The organism is Albimonas marina (genome assembly GCF_029223255.1).
GTDB lineage: Bacteria > Pseudomonadota > Alphaproteobacteria > Rhodobacterales > Rhodobacteraceae > Albimonas.
Window position 1 is genome coordinate 217,612 of the sequence record NZ_JARHUC010000009.1, and the last position, 17,712, is coordinate 235,323.

14 protein-coding genes are annotated in these 17,712 nt (G+C 74.7%); 8 read left to right on the top strand and 6 right to left on the bottom strand.

The features are described 5' to 3' along the window. Positions 1-62: 62 nt before the first annotated feature. From P2H44_RS22215 to P2H44_RS22225, 3 genes are all read right to left on the bottom strand, one after another. Complete coding sequence (locus P2H44_RS22215; RefSeq protein WP_275767186.1) at positions 63-1,400, bottom strand: aspartate aminotransferase family protein; 1,338 nt, start codon at positions 1,398-1,400, stop codon at positions 63-65. Then, positions 1,397-2,491, bottom strand: a complete 1,095-nt coding sequence (locus P2H44_RS22220; RefSeq protein ID WP_275767187.1) for a phosphotransferase — start codon at positions 2,489-2,491, stop codon at positions 1,397-1,399. Before P2H44_RS22220 ends, P2H44_RS22215 begins: the two co-directional genes overlap by 4 nt. A gap of 98 nt (positions 2,492-2,589) precedes the next feature. Then, the gene (locus tag P2H44_RS22225) at positions 2,590-3,942 is read right to left on the bottom strand and encodes an aspartate aminotransferase family protein (RefSeq protein WP_275767189.1); all 1,353 of its coding nucleotides are present in this window, start codon (positions 3,940-3,942) and stop codon (positions 2,590-2,592) included. A 504-nt stretch (positions 3,943-4,446) separates the two neighbouring features. On the opposite strand from P2H44_RS22225, the gene P2H44_RS22230 reads away from it, so the two are divergent. Continuing rightward, positions 4,447-5,223: an SDR family NAD(P)-dependent oxidoreductase gene (locus P2H44_RS22230; protein ID WP_275767191.1), complete on the top strand. Its 777-nt coding sequence runs from the start codon at positions 4,447-4,449 to the stop codon at positions 5,221-5,223. 12 nt (positions 5,224-5,235) lie between these two features. On the opposite strand, the gene P2H44_RS22235 is transcribed toward P2H44_RS22230, so the two are convergent. Next, positions 5,236-6,138 (bottom strand): LysR family transcriptional regulator, encoded by a 903-nt coding sequence (locus tag P2H44_RS22235; RefSeq protein WP_275767192.1) that lies wholly within the window; start codon positions 6,136-6,138, stop codon positions 5,236-5,238. 128 nt (positions 6,139-6,266) lie between these two features. Between P2H44_RS22235 and P2H44_RS22240 the strand changes: the two genes are divergently transcribed. The 5 genes from P2H44_RS22240 (at position 6,267) to P2H44_RS22260 (ending at position 10,782) form a co-directional block, all read left to right on the top strand. Then, the gene (locus tag P2H44_RS22240; RefSeq protein WP_275767193.1) at positions 6,267-7,193 is read left to right on the top strand and encodes a ring-cleaving dioxygenase; all 927 of its coding nucleotides are present in this window, start codon (positions 6,267-6,269) and stop codon (positions 7,191-7,193) included. A gap of 58 nt (positions 7,194-7,251) precedes the next feature. Further along, on the top strand, positions 7,252-7,905 hold the full coding sequence (locus P2H44_RS22245) for an alpha/beta hydrolase (RefSeq protein WP_275767194.1): 654 nt from the start codon (positions 7,252-7,254) through the stop codon (positions 7,903-7,905). 25 nt (positions 7,906-7,930) lie between these two features. Next, the gene (locus P2H44_RS22250; RefSeq protein WP_275767195.1) at positions 7,931-8,620 is read left to right on the top strand and encodes a pirin family protein; all 690 of its coding nucleotides are present in this window, start codon (positions 7,931-7,933) and stop codon (positions 8,618-8,620) included. A 62-nt stretch (positions 8,621-8,682) separates the two neighbouring features. After that, positions 8,683-9,633 (top strand): pirin family protein, encoded by a 951-nt coding sequence (locus tag P2H44_RS22255; RefSeq protein ID WP_275767197.1) that lies wholly within the window; start codon positions 8,683-8,685, stop codon positions 9,631-9,633. Positions 9,634-9,891: 258 nt separating this feature from the next. Then, positions 9,892-10,782, top strand: coding sequence for a hypothetical protein (locus P2H44_RS22260; protein ID WP_275767199.1), 891 nt, complete (start codon positions 9,892-9,894; stop codon positions 10,780-10,782). A gap of 337 nt (positions 10,783-11,119) precedes the next feature. Here the strand turns inward: P2H44_RS22260 and P2H44_RS22265 are convergent, their stop codons facing one another. Continuing rightward, entirely contained in the window at positions 11,120-12,523 is a 1,404-nt protein-coding gene (locus tag P2H44_RS22265) for a M20 family metallopeptidase (protein WP_275767200.1), read from the bottom strand. A 132-nt stretch (positions 12,524-12,655) separates the two neighbouring features. Here P2H44_RS22265 and P2H44_RS22270 point away from each other — a divergent pair, with 132 nt between their 5' ends. Beyond that, on the top strand, positions 12,656-13,789 hold the full coding sequence (locus tag P2H44_RS22270) for a M20 family metallopeptidase (RefSeq protein ID WP_275767201.1): 1,134 nt from the start codon (positions 12,656-12,658) through the stop codon (positions 13,787-13,789). Between the two features lie 497 nt (positions 13,790-14,286). Continuing rightward, entirely contained in the window at positions 14,287-15,984 is a 1,698-nt protein-coding gene (locus P2H44_RS22275; protein WP_462976316.1) for a DEAD/DEAH box helicase, read from the top strand. 39 nt (positions 15,985-16,023) lie between these two features. Here P2H44_RS22275 and P2H44_RS22280 read toward each other — a convergent pair whose 3' ends face one another. Continuing rightward, on the bottom strand, positions 16,024-17,598 hold the full coding sequence (locus P2H44_RS22280) for a winged helix-turn-helix domain-containing protein (protein ID WP_275767202.1): 1,575 nt from the start codon (positions 17,596-17,598) through the stop codon (positions 16,024-16,026). Positions 17,599-17,712: the final 114 nt, after the last annotated feature.

Below are 17,712 nucleotides of genomic sequence, written 5' to 3' on the forward strand. Positions count from 1 at the left end.
GCCCCCGTCATCTGTCCGCGCCCGCGGCGCGGGCCTTCTTGCCGCCCGCGCCGGGGCCCGGCTTACCCTTCGGGGGCGATCTCGGCCAGCACCCGGCCCAGCGTGTCGAGGAACAGCGCCGCGTCCGCGGGCGCGAAGCACATCGGCGGGCGGATCTTGAGCACGGCGCCCGTCGCCCCCGCGGTGCTGATCAGCACGCCCTGCGCCCGCATGTCGTTGACCACCCGGTGCGCCAGCGCCCCGTCGGGCCGGTCGTCGGGGGTGCGGAACTCGAGCCCGATGAACAGCCCCGCGCCCCGCACGTCGGCGATGCGCGGGTCCTTCGCCTGCAGGGCGCGCATGCCGTCCATCATCAGCCGGCCCATCGCCGCGCTGTTGGCGATCAGCCCCTCGTCCTCGATCACCGAGAGCACCGCGGAGGCGGCTGCGATCGAGACGTTGTTGGCCCCGAAGGTGTTGAAGTAGCGGATGTCGCGGCCGAAGCTCTCCTGGTGGCGGGCCTGCATGACGGCGGCCGCGATGGGCATGCCGTTGCCCATCGGCTTGCCCATCACCACGATGTCGGGAACCAGCCCGTGGCGCGCGAAGCCCCACATGCCCGCGCCCAGACGCCCGAAGCCCGGTTGAACCTCGTCCGCGACGTAGAGGGCGCCGCCCGCCCGCGCCGCCTCGACCGCCGGGGCGAGGAAGCCCTGCGGGTCCGCGAAGATGCCGTCGGTCGAGAAGATGCCGTCGGCCACGAAGGCGGCGGGCGTGATCCCCCGGCGCTTCATGAAGGCGATGGCCTCCTCGACGTCGCGGGCCATGGCGGCGGCGGCGTCGCCGTCCTCGGCCTCGCGGGGGTCGGGGCAGCGGATGGTCATCACATGCTCGCCCAGCGGCGACTTCTCGCCCAGCGAGGGCGATATCTCCGCCGCCGCCGTGGTCACGCCGTGGTAGGCGTTGGCGGTGACGATCACCCCGGTCCCCCCGGTGACCCGGCGCGCGATGCGCAGCGCGAGGTCCACCGCCTCGGAGCCGGTGCAGGTGTACATCACCCGGTCCAGCGCCTCGGGGAAGGTGGCCAGCAGCCGCTCGGAATAGTCCAGCAGCGCCTCGCCGAGATAGCGGGTGTGAGTGTTGAGGATGCCCGCCTGCTCGCGGATCGCCTCGACCACGCGGGGGTGGCAGTGCCCGACGGAGGGGACGTTGTTGTAGGCGTCGAGGTATCGCCGCCCGTCCGCTCCCTCCAGCCACACGCCCTCGGCGCGGACCACGTGCAGGGGATCGTCGTAGAACAGCCGGTAGGAGGGGCCCAGCGCCTGCGCGCGCCGGCGCAGCAGGGCCTGGGTCTCGGGCGGCTGCGCGCCGAGGCGGCTTTCGTCGAAACCGTTCAGCATTCCGGCGGCCGGGCGGGTCATGGGCGGTCTCCTGCGAAGACGGCGGCGAACCGGTCCGTCATGGCGTCGGGCGGGATCTGGTCGAGCCGGTCGAGCTGCGCCCAGACCGTGGGCAGGCTGGCGTTGAGCCGCGCCCGGTGATCGGGCAGCAGGCGCGCGCGCCAGGCGGGGATCGCGACGCGCAGCACGATGCGGGTCATCACCGCCGCCTGCAGGAGCGAGAGCTCGAGCGTCGAGAGCGTCCGGTGCTCGGCATAGCCCTCCAGGAACTCGCAGGCCGCGGGGACGGGGTCGTCGAGCGCCTCCATCTGGTAGCAGACGGCCACCGCGACGTCGAACAGCGCCGGGGCGCGGACGATGTCGCCGAAGTCGATGATGCCGGTCACCCGGTCCAGGTCGGTCGCGTGGATCAGGATGTTGTTGGGGTTGAAGTCGTTGTGGATCGCCTGGGCCGGAAGCTCGGGCAGGCGGGGCAGGATCGTCGCCTCGTGGTCGTCCAGGATGCGGGCGAGGCGCGCGCGCCGGGCCGGGTCCTCGACCGCGTCGAGCTTGCCGCGCAGGCCGCAGGCGTGGGTCATGTCCCAGGCGATGGGGTGGAGGAGGGCGGGGTCCTCGAACCCCTCCAGCGCCGTCTGCATCCGCCCCATCAGCCGGCCGATTTCGCGCCGCTGGGCGGGCGAGCGGGGGCGGCCGCGCTGCGAGACGCCCTCGAGGAAGCTGACCATGCGCACGGTGCGCTCGCCCCCCGCCTCGACCTCGATGCGCCGGTCGGGGGCGCCGTCGCGCGTGCGGATCACGCGCTGCACGGGGATGCCGGGATCGGCGGCCTCGAGGTGCATCAGCGCGCGGGCGTGCATGGCGGTGACGCTCGGGTCCTCGGCGGGGCTGAGGATCTTCAGCAGCCGCGCGGTCCCGTCGGGCAGGGTCAGGCGGTAGTTGCTGTCCTTCTCGCCCCACAGCCACTCGGCCCGGCCGCAGAGGCCGTAGACCTCGCGCGCGATCCGCTCCGCCTCGGCGGGGCCGACGGCGGCGGCGTCGGAGGTCAGCTCCGTCCCCACGGCCGGGGCCTCGGGGGCCTGCCTGCGCCGGGGGGCGCCGGTCTGCGCGGCCATGGCGGTCTCCTGTCGTCGGGCGCGGTCCTGCGGGGAGGGGGCGCGCAGCGAGGGGCCTCGCTGCGCGCGGTCTCTCGGGGCTCGGGGCCCGGCCGCGCTCAGGCGCGCTGGGCCGCGACCGCGTCGAGCGCGCGGCCGATGGAGTCGAACATCGCGTCGATCTCGGCCTCGGTGATGATCAGCGGCGGGCAGAAGCACAGGGCCTCGGCCACGTTGCGCGCGATCACGCCCTCGGCCTGGGCGGCGGCGGCGAGCGCCGCGGCCGCGGCGCCGGGGGCGGCGCCCTCCCAGGGCTTCATCTCCAGCGCGCCGATCAGGCCCACGCCGCGCGACGAGGCCGCCATCGGGTGCGTGGCGAGGTCCGCCAGCCGGCCCAGGAACTTCGGCGACAGCGCGGCCGCGTGATCGACCAGCCCCCGCTCCTCGATGATCTTGAGGTTCTCGAGGCCCACGGCGGTCGCCACCGGGTGGCCCGAGGCGGTGAAGCCGTGGCCCAGGATGCCCAGGCGCGCGGATTCGTCGGCGATGGGCTGGAAGAAGTTGTCGTTCATCACGATCGCGGACAGCGGCATGTAGGACGACGAGATCTGCTTCGACAGCACCATCACGTCCGGGGTGATCCCGTAGGTCTCGCAGGCGAACATCTTGCCGGTGCGCCCGAAGCCGCAGATCACCTCGTCGGCGACGAGCAGGATGTCATGCTTGCGCAGGATCTTCTGCACGCCCTCCCAGTAGCCGGCCGGGGGCGTCAGCACGCCGCCCGCGCCCATCACCGGCTCGCCCCACATGGCGGCGATGGTCTCGGGGCCCTCGGCCTCGATCAGGGTCTCGAGGTCGTTCAGCATCCGCGCGGTGAACTCCGCCTCCGTCTCCCCGGCCTCGCCGAAGTGGACGTAGGAGGGGCAGGAGGTGTGGATCATCCGGTCGAGCGGCAGGTCGAAGCTCTTGTGGTTCGCCGGAAGGCCGGTGATCGAGGCGGCCGCGATGGTCACCCCGTGGTAGCCCTTGATGCGCCCGATGATCTTCTTCTTCTCGGGCTTGCCCAGCGAGTTCGAGCGATACCACACCAGCTTCGCCGCCAGGTCGTTCGCCTCCGAGCCCGAGGAGGTGAAGTGCACCTTCGACATCGGGCAGGGCGCCATCTGGATCAGCTTTTCGGCGAGCTCGATCGAGGGGCCGTGCGTCTTGTAGGAGAAGGTGTGGTAGTAGGGCAGCTTGCGCATCTGCTCGGTCGCGACCTTCACCAGCCGCTCCTCGCCGAAGCCCAGCGCCACCGACCACAGGCCGGCCATCGCCTCGATGTAGCGGTTGCCCTCGCCGTCGACGACGTAGACGCCCTCGCCCGACTCGATCAGCAGGCCGCCCTCGCGCTCGTAGCGGCGCAGGTCGACGTTGGGGTGCATCTGGTAGGCGATGTCCCGGGCTTCCATGGAGTTGGGCATGACGTTCATCGAGGGCTCGCTCCGCTTGAGAGAATGAGGGGGAGGCCATGCGGGCGCATGGCCGGGCGCTCCGGGCCGTTCGGGCTGGGATGCGCGGCGTGAGGGGTGCGCGCGACGCCGCCGGGACCCGCGGCGTCGCCCGGCCCGATCGCGCGCGCGTCCGCCGCCGTCGCCCGAGGGGCGCGCGGAAGATCGGTCGAGATCGGAAGCGGGCGTCGCAAGTCGGTCCCCTGCGGAGCGGCGTGGCGGTCGGGTCGGGGCGGAGGCCGGGCGGAATCGCCTGCCGTCGCCGGACCGATGTGTCGATATATCGGTATATCGATCCACCACGCCGCCGCCCCCGCCGTCAAGCCTCGCGCCCCGGCTTGGGGAAAGAATTTTTCCTCGGGCGCCGTCGCGCCGGGGCTCAGGCCGCGACCGGATGCCCGGCTGACGCGCCCGCCTTCGCTGCGACAGGCTGATCGAAGGGGGCGGAACGCCGGCCCTGCCGACTGGGCGGAGGGGGAAAGAACCATGCGGAACGGCTTCGAGGGCAAGCGCGTGCTGGTGACCGGCGGCTCGCGCGGGATCGGGCGCGCCGCGGCGGCGGCCTTCCTGGCGGCCGGCGCCCGCGTCGCCGTGAACGGCCGCACGCCGGCCTCGACCGAGGCGGCGCTGGCCGCCCTCGCCTCGCCCCATGCGGTCGCCGCCCCCGGCGACGTGGCGACCGCCGAGGGCTGCCGCGCCGTGGTCGCGGCGGCGGAGGCGGCGCTGGGCGGGCTCGACGTGCTGGCGCTCAGCGCCGGCCTCGGCGCCGTCGGCCCGATGGAGGCGGTGGACGAGGCGACCTGGGACGCGATGCTGGACGTGAACCTGAAGGGCACGTTCTTCTGCATCCAGGCCGCGCTTCCGGCGCTGAGGGCCTCGGGCGGGAACGTCGTCTGCGTCGCCTCCGACGCGGGCCTGATCGGGGAGGCGGGGCTCGCGGCCTACTGCGCCTCGAAGGGCGGGGTGGTGAACCTCGTGCGCGCCCTGGCGCTGGAGCTCGCGCCCGCGATCCGGGTCAACTGCGTCTGCCCCGGCTACACCGACACCGACATGGTCCGGCGCGACACGATCGAGCAGGCCGCCGACCCCGCCGCCGCCGAGCGGGAGATCGCCGACATCGCCCCGCTCAAGCGCATCGCGGACCCGGCCGAGATCGCCGCGGCGATCCTTTACCTCGCCTCCCCCGACGCCCGCTTCGTCACCGGGGCGGCGCTTCAGATCGACGGGGGCACCACCGCCGGCCACCCGCGCCGGGACGGCTGAGGGCCCCGGCCCTCACACCGGCTTCGTCCGCGTCGCGTAGGTCTCGAAGAAGTCCGAGAAGGCGGCGACCCGGCGGGGCAGGCGCTCGTAAGGGGGGTAATGGAGGGTGAGCCAGAGCTGCGGCGCGCTCCACTCCGGCAGGATCTCCTCCAGCGTTCCGTCGCGCAGCTGATCCTCGACGATGAAGCGGGGCAGGAGGGCGACGCCCTCGCCCCGGGCCGCGAGCTCGGCGATCAGCTCGCCGTTGTTGGCCGCGACCGGCGTGCCGGCGGTGGCGCGCATCCGGCGGGGGCCGTGGGTCAGCTCCCAGACCTCGGGGCCCGCCTCGGCGCCGTAGCCCAGCAGCGCCCGCCCCGCCAGGTCGCCCGGATCCCGCGGCCGCCCCTCCCGCGCCAGAAGCCCGGGCGAGGCGACCAGGCAGCGGCGCACCGGGCAGATCCGCCGCCAGATCGTCAGCTTGTCCGAGGGCGGGCCCGAGATGCGGATGGCGAGGTCCGCCGGCTCGCTCATCACGTCGATCAGCCGGTCGGTCAGCGTCACCGCGAAGGCGACGCCGGGATGCTCTTCGCGGAAGGCGGCGATGGCCTGGGGCAGCAGCAGGCGGCCCAGCGACAGCGGCGCGTTGATCCGCAGCCGTCCCGACAGGGCGCCCGCCTCGGCCCGCAGGTCCTGGGCGGCGGCCTCGATCCCCTCGACCAGCGGGCGGACGCGGGCGGCGTAGGCGGCGCCCGCGGCGGTGAGCGAGACCTGGCGGGTGGTGCGCAGCAGAAGCTGCACGCCCAGCTTCGCCTCCAGCGCGCCCACGGCGCGGGTCACGGCGGGCGGGCTGACGTTCAGGCGGCGGGCGGCGGCGGCGAAGCTCTCCTGCTCGGCCACTTCCAGGAACATGCGGATGGTCTCGAGGTCGCCGGGCACGGGATTGTTCCGAAAATCGCAAGGGTGTCGGTCGAATTATTCCCATTATCGAAGCCCACGTCATCCCCCATCTTGGTTCCAACGGAAACGGACCGGGGCCCCCGGCCCCCCAACCCGAGGATGACGCGATGAAGATCAACGGTCTGCACCATGTGACGGCGCTCGCTTCGGGCGCGCGGTCCAACAACGCCTTCTACACCCAGGCCCTCGGGCTGCGGCGGGTGAAGAAGACGGTCAACTTCGATGCCCCCGACACCTATCACCTCTACTACGGGGACGAGCGCGGGCGCCCCGGCACCGCCATCACCTACTTCCCCTTCGCCGGCATCGGCCAGGGCGGCAAGGGGACCGGCGCGGCCTCGGAGGTCGCCTATTCGATCCCCGTCGGCGCCTCCGGCTGGTGGGCCGAGCGGCTGACGACGCTGGAGATCCCCCACGCCCGCCGCGAGGGGCCCTTCGGGGAGACCGGCCTCGACGTGACCGGCCCCGACGGCGAGGCGATCGCGCTGGTCGAGGTCGCGGACGACGCCCGCGAGGGCTGGACCGGCGGCGGGGTCGACGCGGCCCACGCGATCCGCGGCTTCCGGGGCGTGACCCTGCGCCTGCGGGAGACGGCGCCCACCCAGGCGATCCTGGAGGCGATGGGCTACGCGGTCGAGGCCGTGGACGGCGCCCGCACCCGGCTGAAGATCGCCGGGGGCAACGGCGCCGACCTCGTCGACCTGGTCGCCGCCCCGAACGAGCCGCGCGCGGCCGAGGGCGCCGGCTCGGTCCACCACGTCGCCTTCTCGGTCTCCGACCGGGCGGCGCAGGACGAGGCGCGCCGGGCGCTGACCGAGGCCGGCGCGCAGATCACGCCGCCGATCGACCGGGACTATTTCTGGGCGATCTACTTCCGCACCCCCGGCGGGGTGCTGTTCGAGATCGCCACCGACGAACCCGGCTTCGACCGGGACGAGGCGCCCGAGGCGCTGGGCACGGCCCTGAAGCTGCCGCGCCAGCACGAGCGTCTGCGCACGCGGATCGAGGAGATCCTCGAGCCCATCGACGCCTGATCCCGCCGGAGGGGGGCCTCGCCCCCCCTCCGCCCCTGAAGCAGAGGAGAGCCGAGCCATGACCCGCACCGCCCCCGATCTCGCCGGCGCCGAGCGCATCGGCCCCCTCGACGGCCGCATCGCCCTGGTGCGTCCGCCCAGGCGCCCCGGCGCGCCGCTGGTCTTCGCCTTCCACGGCACCGGCGGGGACGAGACCCAGTTCGCGGAGCTGCTCCCCCGCCTTCTGCCCGAGGCCGGGGTGATCGCGCCGCGGGGCGACGTCTCCGAGCACGGGGCCGCCCGCTTCTTCCGCCGCAAGGCGGAGGGCGTCTACGACATGGAGGACCTCGCCGCCCGGCGCGACGCGCTGGCCGACTGGGTGGCGGCGCGGATCGCCGAGCATCCGGGCTCGCCGGCCTGGGGCCTGGGCTATTCCAACGGCGCCAACATCCTGGCGGCCATGGCCTTCACGCGTCCGACGCTGTTCGCGCGGCTGGCTCTGCTGCACCCGCTGATCCCGTGGACGCCCGAGCCCCAGCCGGGGCTCGCCGCCGCCCGGGTCCTGGTCGCGGGCGGAGAGCGCGACCCGATCGCGCCCGTCGCCGGCACGCGGGCGCTGGCGGAGTGGTTCCGCGCCCAGGGGGCGCGGACCCGCCTCGCCCTGCATCCGGGCGGACACGAGGTCCGGCCGGAGGAGCTGACCGCCCTCGCCGAACTGTTCGGCGAGCCCTGACCCCAGGGACGAAAGGAGACGCGCGATGACCCACCTGATCCATGAGAGCATGAACCGCGGCCGCAGCCGTCTGGGCTGGGTCGACGCGTTCCACAGCTTCTCCTTCGGCGGCTTCCACGACCCCGAGCGCATGGGCCACGGCCGCCTGCGGGTGCTGAACGAGGACCGCATCGCCCCCGGCGCGGGCTTCGCCCCGCACGACCATGCCGACGTCGACGTGATGACCGTGGTCCTCAAGGGCCGCGTGCGCCACGAGGACGACCGCGGCCATGTCGAGGAGATCGGCGCCGGCGAGGTGCAGCTGATGCGCGCGGGCTCGGGCATCCGGCATTCGGAGTCGAACCCCTCGCCCGACGAGGCGGCGCAGCTCCTGCAGATCTGGCTGATCCCGCGCCTGCGGGGCGGCGACCCCGCCTACGCCCGCGCGCGCCTGCCGGAGGGGGAGGGGCCGCACCTTCTCGCCTCCGGCGACGGCACGGGCCTGCTGACGCTGGGCTCCGACGTCCGCGTCTGGTGGGGCCGGCCGACGGAGGGGACGGCGAGCCGCTTCGACCTCGCCCCCGGCCGCAAGGGCTTCGTGCAGCTGGTCGAGGGTTTCGGCACGATGGAGGGCGAGCGGCTGGTGGCCGGCGACGGCCTCCAGGTCGAAGAGGCGCCGCCCGAGCTCGTCTGGGCCTCCGACGGGGCCTACCTGTTCTTCGACCTTCCCGCCTGACCGCCCCGGGCGGCGCGGCCCCGCCGCGCCCCCACCTCGCCCCCCACCGGAAAGGACATGCCATGAGCTGGAACCCCACCCAGTCCCCCGACTGCCCCGCGGCCGGCGGGCTCGACGCGATCGAGACGCTGATCGTCCCCCGCGCCCGCGACCTGGGCGGGTTCGAGGTGCGCCGCGCGCTGCCCGCGCCCCGGCGGCAGATGGTCGGCCCCTTCATCTTCTTCGACCAGATGGGCCCGGCCGAGTTCCTGACCGGCGGCGGCATCGACGTGCGCCCGCACCCGCACACCGGCCTCGCCACCGTCACCTACCTCTACAAGGGGGAATTCCATCACCGCGACAGCACGGGCGCCGACCAGATGGTCTATCCCGGCGAGGTGAACTGGATGATCGCGGGGCAGGGCGTGACCCATTCCGAGCGCACCTCGGAGGAGATGCGCCGCAAGCCCGGCTCGCTGTTCGGCATCCAGACCTGGGTGGCGCTGCCCGACGAGGCCGAGGACGTGGACGCCGCCTTCGAGCACCACGGCAAGGAGGCGCTGCCCTTCCTCGAGGACGGCGGCGTCTCGACCCGGCTGATCCTGGGCCATGCCTGGGGCGCGAAGGCCCCGGTGAAGACCTTCACCGAGACCTTCTACGCCGACGTGGCGCTGGCGCCGAACGCCTCCCTCCCGCTGCCCGACGACCACGAGGACCGCGGCGTCTACATCGTCGAGGGCGCGGTGGAGATCGCGGGCGAGCGGTTCGAGGCCGGCCGAATGATGGTCTTCCGCCCCGGCGACCGCATCACCCTGAAGGCGGGCGAGCAGGGCGCGCGGCTGATGGCGTTGGGCGGCGAGACGCTGAACGGGCCGCGCTACATCTCGTGGAACTTCGTCGCCTCCTCGCCCGAGCGCATCGAGGAGGCCAAGCGCGCCTGGGCGCAGGGCGACTTCGCCCACGGCCGCTTCGCCCTGCCGCCGGGCGACACGTCGGAGTTCATCCCGCTGCCCGACGCGCTGAAGCCCGCCTGAGGCGACCTTCCCTGTCCCAGGGCGGGACAGGGCGGGCCGAGGCGCCTGAGGCATTTCGTCCCTGTCGTCGCGGCGGGGGCGAAATCGAACTGTTTCAATGACCTCGCTTGGGCGATGAACGGCGAGGAGGCCCGGCGCGTCGCGCTGCGGCGCTCATTTCGAAACGCCATTTTCCGGACGCCCGCCCTGACCGACCGCCGTTTTCCGAGCCGCCCCGCCCGACCGCGCGATTTCGGGGCGAAGCTGCGCCTGACGGCGATGATGTGGGGCTGCGACAGCCAGAAGGCGCTGGCCGCGCGGTTCCGCGAGGCCGATCCCAACACCGACTTCGACGTCGCGCGCTCCTACAAGTGGATCCAGGGGCGGGCGGCGCCGCGTTCGGCCAAGCTCTACGAGGAATGGGCGCGGCTGCTCGACGTCGGGCGCCCCGGCGCCTGGCTCGCGGCCTGCGACCTGGGCGCCTTCGTCGCCACGCTGGAGACGCGCCACGGCCCGGCCGCCGCCGGCCTGCGCGAGGCCGCGGGCCTGGCGCCGGAGCCCGCCTCGGCCGGCGAGCCGCATGCCTTCCTGCCCGGCCGCTTCGCCCTCTACGGCCTCGCCCAGTCGCCCTATTACGAGGACCGCATGATCCGCGGCGACCTCCAGATCTCCCCCGGCCTCGAGGGGGAGCCGGGCCACCGGGTGCGGGTGCGCGAGTCCTTCGCGGGGATCGACGCGGTGTGGACCGGCGCCGTCGAGCCCCACGCCCAGGGCGTCTCGGGGGAGCTGCGCAACGAGGGCGGGGTGTTCGGCCCCTGCTACCTCGCGCTGATCGCGCCGACCCTGCCGGCGAGCCTGCTGACGGGGATGATGGTGGGCTTCGTCTCCCTCCAGCCCGGCGCGCAGCGGCCCTATGCGACCCGCTTCGCCGCCGTGCGCGTCCCCCCGGCGGCGGTCGAGACGCTGGTCGCGTCCAACCGCTACCTCGGCGTGCAGGAGCCCATCGCGGACGACCTGCGCGCCCTGGGCCTGCCCGTGGACGACGAGCCGGGCTTCGCCGAGGCGCTCGAGCGCTGGCTGCGCAGCCCCGTCGCTCCCGCGGCGCTGGCGCCCGCGGAGATGACCGAGCTGGTCGCCGGCGCCGACCGGCTGTGGCTCGCCACGCTCTAGGCCCGCGCGCGGCCGCGGCCGTCCCCGGTTTTCCAATCCGTTCCAAAATTCGCCGCCGAAACGACGAACATGCGCGTTGAGGGCGCCCGCCCACCGCGGCAGGGTGCGCGCCGAGGACGCCCGCCGCGGCGGCGTCCGAGGTGATCGCATCGAGGCGAGGGCGGAGGCGCGTTGGGGCGCCCTTCGCCGAACCGGAGGAGACGGCGGCCCGGCCCCGGGGGGGACGCCGGGGAACGCCTCCTCCGGTTCCCCGCCTCGGGGCGGCGCGGGGCGAACCCCAGGCCCGCGTCGCCCGAAGACCCGCCGCTTTGGATGGCGGCGCCGGGGCGGGGCGGGATCAGGCCGCGGCGTCGGCGTCCTCGCCGAGGTCCCACCACAGGGCGGCCATCAGACCCAGCGCCTCGCGGCACAGCGGCAGCAGCACATGCTCGTCCGGCGCGTGCTGGGAGCAGGCGGTGTAGGAATGCGGGACCCAGATCGCCGGGATGCCCAGCAGGTCGGTGAACAGCTCGTTGCAGATCGAGGCGCCCATCTGCGGGATCACCGCCGGCGCCGCGCCCGAGGTCCGCTCGATCGAGCGGCGCACGCGCGCGGCCCAGGGGTCGTCGGGCTCGGTCCGGCTGGCCGCGAAGCCGCCGCGGTTGGCCTCGGGCGGCTCCTCGATCGCGACCATCGGAAAGCCGCGGGCGTCGAGGTGGCGGCGCAGGCCGGGGAGGATGTCGTCGACGTCGGTGCCGGCGATGTAGCGCAGCTGGCAGCTCGCCCGCGCCACCGGCTGGATCGCGTTCACCGGGCTCTCGGGCGTGCCGGTCAGCATCGCCAGCACCGCGAAGCTGTTCCAGGCGTAGACGTTCTCGGCCGGCGAGAAGCCGGGCTCCCCCCAGTCGGGGTCGGGGCGGGGGCCGTCGGGGCCGGCCTCGATCCGCACCCCGGCCAGCAGCTCGCGCACCAGGGCCGAGGGCGGGGCGGGGCGCCAGGCCTCGACCTCGATGCGCCCGGTGGCCGAGACGATGGAGGCGATGGCGTGGCTCAGGATCGCCGCCGGATCCGCCAGCGCCCCGCCCCAGTTGCCGGAGTGATGCGCCCCCTCGCGCAGGGCGCAGACCAGCTCGAAGTTCACCGCCCCGCGCGCGCCCAGCGACACGGTCGGCCGGTCGACCGAGACCCGCGGCCCGTCGGAGGCGACGAAGACGTCGGCGCGGAAGGCGTCGAGATCGCTCTCGATCACCTCGCGCAGGCCTTTCGAGCCGTTCTCCTCCCCCGTCTCGATGATCCATTTCACGTTGTAGCCCAGCCGCCCGCCCCGCGCGGCCAGCGTCGCCTCCAGCGCCTTGAGGTTGATCCAGTGCTGGCTCTTGTTGTCGGCGGTGCCGCGGCCGTAGAGCCGCTCGCCCTCGCGCGCCGTGCGCCAGGGGCCGGCGCCGCGGGTCCAGCGGTCGTCCATGCCGCGCACCGTGTCGCCGTGGCCGTAGCCCAGCAGCGTGGGCAGGGCCGGATCCTCGATCCGGGTCGCCAGCAGCACCGGGCCGCAGCCGGGCAGGGGGTTGTCGTAGACCCGCGTCTCGAACCCCAGCGCCTGGAAGGCGGGGGCCATCGCCTCGTCGAGGTAGCGCCGGCAGTGGGGCAGCCCCTCGGGGACCTGGCTCTCGGTCGGATAGGACACCAGGCGGGCGAGGTCCTGCTCGAACCCGCCGGCGTCGAAATAGGCCTGGGCGTGCTGGATGGCGGCGGCTCGGCTCATGCGGTCGGTCCCTCGTGGCTGTCGGCGGGGCGAAGCGGAGCACAGCGCGCGCGCGAAGGCCAGCGGCCGCAGGGCTCTGGCGCGGCCCGCGGCCTTCGGCCACTGTCGGCGCAGCCAGCTCAGGAGCCTGCGATGCCCATCCCCGACCATTCCCCCGACCCCGCGCGGATCCAGGCGGACCTCGAGGCGCTGGTCGCGCTCGAATCCCCGACCGAGGACGCGGCCCGCGTCACCGCCGCGATCGCCGCGGTCGAGACGCGCCTGGCTGAGGCCGGGGCGGAGACGACCCGGATCCCCGGCCGCGACGGCTTCGGCGATCACCTGGCCGCCACCCTCGCGGGCGGGCGCGAGGGCGCGCCGGTGCTGATCCTGTGCCACCTCGACACCGTCCACCCCGTCGGCGCCTTCGGTCCCGCGCCGGTGCGGATCGAGGGGCGGCGGCTGATCGGCCCCGGCTCGGTCGACATGAAGGGGGGCGTGGCGCTGGCGTTGGCGCTGGTGCGCACGCTGGCGGCCGATCCCGCGCCGCGCCGGCCCGTGCGGCTGCTGTTCACCTCGGACGAGGAGGTCGGCTCCCCCACCTCCCGCGCCCTGATCGAGGCGGAGGCGGCCCCCGCCTCCCACGTGCTGGTGGTGGAGCCCGCGCGCGAGGGCGGCGGCGTGGTGACCGGCCGGCGCGGCGTGGGGCGCTACGTGGTGCGCGCCCACGGGCGGCCCTCGCATTCGGGCCTCGACCATCCGGCGGGGCGCAGCGCGATCCGCACGCTGGCCCGCGCGATCCTCGAGATCGAGGCGATGACCGACTACACGCGCAACGTGGCCCTGAACGTGGGCACGGTGCGCGGCGGCACCGGCGCCAACGTGGTGCCCGAACATGCCGAGGCGCTGGTCGACCTGCGCATCGACGATCCCGCCGACGCCGAGGAGTTCGACGCCCGCATCCGCGCCCTGGCCAGCGGCGACGAGGGCGTGACCCTGACGGTCGAGGGCGGCATCAACCGCCCGCCCTACCGACGCTCCCCGGGGATCGACTCGCTTCTCGCCCTGGCGCGCGAGGCGGGGGCGCCGCTGGGCCTGGCGCTGCCCGACGTGCATACGGGCGGGGGCGGCGACAGTTCCTTCGTCGCGGCGATGACCCCGGTTCTGGACGGTCTGGGCGTGGCCGGCGGGGGCGCGCACACGCTGGGCGAGTGGGTGGACCTCGACAGCCTCGCCCCCCGCGGCGCGCTGCTCGCGCGCCTGACGGATCGCGTCGCCCGCATGTGAGGGCGCGGGGCGGAGGCGGCGCCCCGCGCGCCCCCCGGCCGGTCCCGCGGACGGGCGGGCGCGGCGGGGAGCGTGCGCCCGGAAGCTGTATGTGGGCGGCGCGCTTCGCGCTGCAAGCGTCTGCTCCGGATCGGTAAAATTCGAATGCGGCGGCCCTTGAGCGGGAAGGCCGCGGCATCGGTCCGGGCTGGCCGCAGCGTGGAGGACGCAGGGCCGGACGGGCGCGCGCCGGTCAGCTCAGCGCTTCCGACGCCGGGCGGATCGCGGCGTCTCCGCGCTCCGCCACGGGCGCTCCGACGACGTCCGGCGCGCCCGCCTCCGCCGGCGCCGCGCCAGGCGCGCGAGGGGCCTGCGGGGGCGCCGAAAGGGCGCTCGCGGGGTGTCGCGCCGCGGCCTCGCCTTCGCGGCGATGGTCCGAACATGCTTGCGGAACCGCGCGCGAGGCGTCATGTCCCCCGCCAGAGGCGACGCCGCCCCATCCCTGAAAGGTTTTCCTGATGTCCGACGCGCCGCGCGTTCCGCCGTCGCTCGCCTCCGCGTTGGCGGAGCGCGGCTACGAATCCCTCACCCCCGTGCAGGAGGCTGTGCTGGCCCCCGACGTCGCCGGCCGCGACGCGCTGGTCTCGGCGCGCACCGGCTCGGGCAAGACCATCGCCTTCGGCCTGTCGATGGCCGAGGACCTGCTGCAGGGGGCCGAGCGTCTCGGCCCGGCCGAGGCGCCGCTGGGCCTGATCGTCGCCCCCACGCGCGAGCTCGCCATGCAGGTGCGCCGGGAGCTGGAGTGGCTCTACGCCCCCGCCGGCGCCGTCTTCGCCTCCTGCATCGGCGGCATGGACCCGCGCGCCGAGCGTCGGGCGCTGGAGCGCGGCGCCCATATCGTCGTCGGCACCCCCGGCCGCCTGCGCGACCATATCGAGCGGCGCGCCCTCGACCTCGCCGAGCTGCGCACCGCGGTGCTCGACGAGGCCGACGAGATGCTCGACCTGGGCTTTCGCGAGGACCTGGAGTTCATCCTCGCCGCCGCGCCCGAGAGCCGGCGCACGCTGCTGTTCTCGGCCACCGTGCCCAAGGGCATCGCGGCGCTGGCCGAGCGCTTCCAGCGCGACGCCGCCCGCATCACCACCGCGGGCGAGCGGCGGGCCCATTCCGACATCGACTACCGCGCCTACGCGGTGATGCCGGCGGACCGCGAGAACGCGGTCTACAACCTGCTGCGCTTCCACGACGCCGAGCGGGCGCTGGTGTTCTGCACCACCCGCGCCTCGGCCGCTCACCTGGCGGCGAGGTTCTCGAACCGCGGCCTGCCGGTGGTGGCGCTGTCGGGGGAGCTGAGCCAGTCCGAGCGCACCCACGCCCTGCAGGCGATGCGCGACGGGCGGGCGCGGATCTGCGTGGCGACCGACGTCGCCGCCCGCGGCATCGACCTGCCGGGGCTGGACCTGGTGATCCACGCCGACCTGCCCACCAATTCCGAGACGCTGGTCCACCGCAGCGGCCGCACCGGGCGCGCGGGCCGCAAGGGCCTGTGCGCGCTGATCGTGCCGGTGAAGGCGCGCCGCAAGGCCGAGCGCCTGCTGGCCGGCGCGGGGGTCGAGACGGTGTGGGCCGCGCCTCCGGGCCCGACCGAGATCCTCGCCCGCGACGACGCCCGCATCCTCGAGGATCCGGGCCTCGCCGAGGCGGTGGCCGAGGACGAGCAGGCGCTGGTCGCGGCCCTGCTGGAGCGTCACGGTCCCGAGCGCGTCGCCGCCGCCTTCCTGCGCCGCCTGCGCGCCGGCATGGCCGCGCCCGAGGAGCTGGCCGATCCCGGCGACATGGCCGCCGGCAAGCGCCCCGCGCGCGAGGCCTTCGGCGCCAGCGTCTGGTTCGAGCTGTCGGTGGGCCGCAAGCAGCGGGCCGAGCCGCGCTGGCTGCTGCCGATGATCCTCACCGGCGGCGGGCTGGAGCGCCGCGACGTCGGCGCGATCCGCATCGGCGAGACCGAGACCCACGTCCAGATCGCCGCCGACCGGGCCGACGCCTTCCTCGAGGCGATCTCGCCGGGCCGCACGCTGGAGAAGGGCGTGCGCGTGGCCCCCTCCGACGGCCCGCCGCCGGACAGCGAGCGTCCGGGCGGCCGCGGCGGCCCGCGCCCCCGGCGCCCCGCCCATCCCCGCCCGCATCGCAAGGGCCGTCCCGGCGACGACCGGCGCTGAGCGGATCCCCGGGGGCGGCGCCCGCTCCCGGGGCCGCCTTCAGGCCTCCAGCCCGGCCTTGCGCAGCCCCTCCATCAGGTGCGCGAGGTCCTGGGGGGAGGCGTTCCACTTGCGGATCTCTTCGGCCGGCGACAGGCCGCGGCGCAGGTTGCGCATCCGCGCGATCGACAGCGCCGCCTCGGGCCGGCCCAGCTGGCCCTGCGCCGCGGCGTTGAGGATGTGGGACCAGTAGAACCCCGGCAGCCCCACCCGCGCCATGTCCACCAGCACCGCTTCGTAGTCGCCGCGGTGATAGTGGTGGCGGGCCGAGGCGAAGTGATACCAGCCCGGATGCAGCGGGTTCAGCCGCCGCGCCCGGCGCGAGAGCTCCACCCCGCGGTCATGCTCTCCCAGGAAGGCCAGGTAGTGCCCGGCCTCGGCCAGGATCTCGGGGTCGTTGGGGTTGAGGTCCAGCGCGCGCTGCATCTCGGCCTGGAACGTGGCGTTGTCCTTGCGGAAGAAATGCGCGATCGCCAGCCAGCAGCGGGCGTAGGCGCTCTGCGGATCCAGCTCGGTCGCGCGCTGCGCGGTCGCCAGCGCCCGGCCCAGCGGATCGGGGCGCGGATTGGCGCCGAAGCGGTGCTCGGCCAGGTAGACGTTGGACAGCAGCGCATGCGCCTCGGCATAGGTCGGGTCCAGCGCCACCGCCCGCTCCAGCAGCTCGCGCGCCTCGGCGTGGACCGCGTCGTCGAGGCTCGCGGTCCAGCGCCGCGCGCGCAGCAGGCAGTCGTAGGCGTCGAGCTCTGGCGGGGTCTTGCGCAGCGCCCGCGACAGGGTGGTGTCCTGCACCTGCACGCCCAGGGCGGCGGCGACCATGCGGGTCAGCTCGTCCTGCACCTCGAAGAGGTCGGCCACCTCCCGGTCGTAGCGCCCGGCCCAGAGCGAGACGCCGGTCGCCGCGTCCACCAGCTGCACGTTCAGCCGGATGCGCCGGGCGTCGCTGCGCGCGCTGCCCGCCACGATGAAGTCCGCGCCCAGCCGCCCGGCGATGTCGGGGGGCGACATCGCGCTGGCGCGGAAGTGGAAGGCGGTGCCCCCGGCGATGACGCGCAGCTCCCGGAAGCGGGTCAGCGCGCCGATCAGGTCCTCGGTCAGCCCGTCGCAGAGGTACTTGTCGGTCTCGGCGCTCGCGGCCTTGAAGGGCAGGATCAGCAGGGTGGGCGGGTGCGCGGCGCCGTCCGGCTCGGGCGGCGGCGCCTCCGGGGCGATCTCTACAGGCGGGCCCGCGGGCGCCGCGCCGGCGGGGACCCGCCGCTCGGCGCAGGCGCGCGCCTCGACCTCGGCCACGAAGCGGAAGCCCCGGCGGGGGATCGTGCGCACGTAGCTCTGTTCCGCCCCGCTGTCGCCCAGCGCCTTGCGCAGCGCGAACAGGCGGCTGCTGATCGTGGTCTCGGCCACCGCGCGGCCGTCCCAGATCGCCTCGACCAGCTCGTCGCGGGGCACGATCCGGTCGCGCCGCTCGATCAGGTGCAGCAGGATGTTGAACACCAGCGGCTCCACCGGCAGCGCCGCCCCGTCGCGCCGCAGCTCGTAGAGCTCCGCGTCGGCCTCGAACGGGCCGAAGGCATAGATCATCTCGCCCTCCTGGCCTGACCCTGATCGAACCCTGATGAAATCAGCAGGGTTTCAGCATGCGGCCGACAAGCGGGGAAGTCGACCGGCATCCATCATCCTGTGCGAATATCCCGA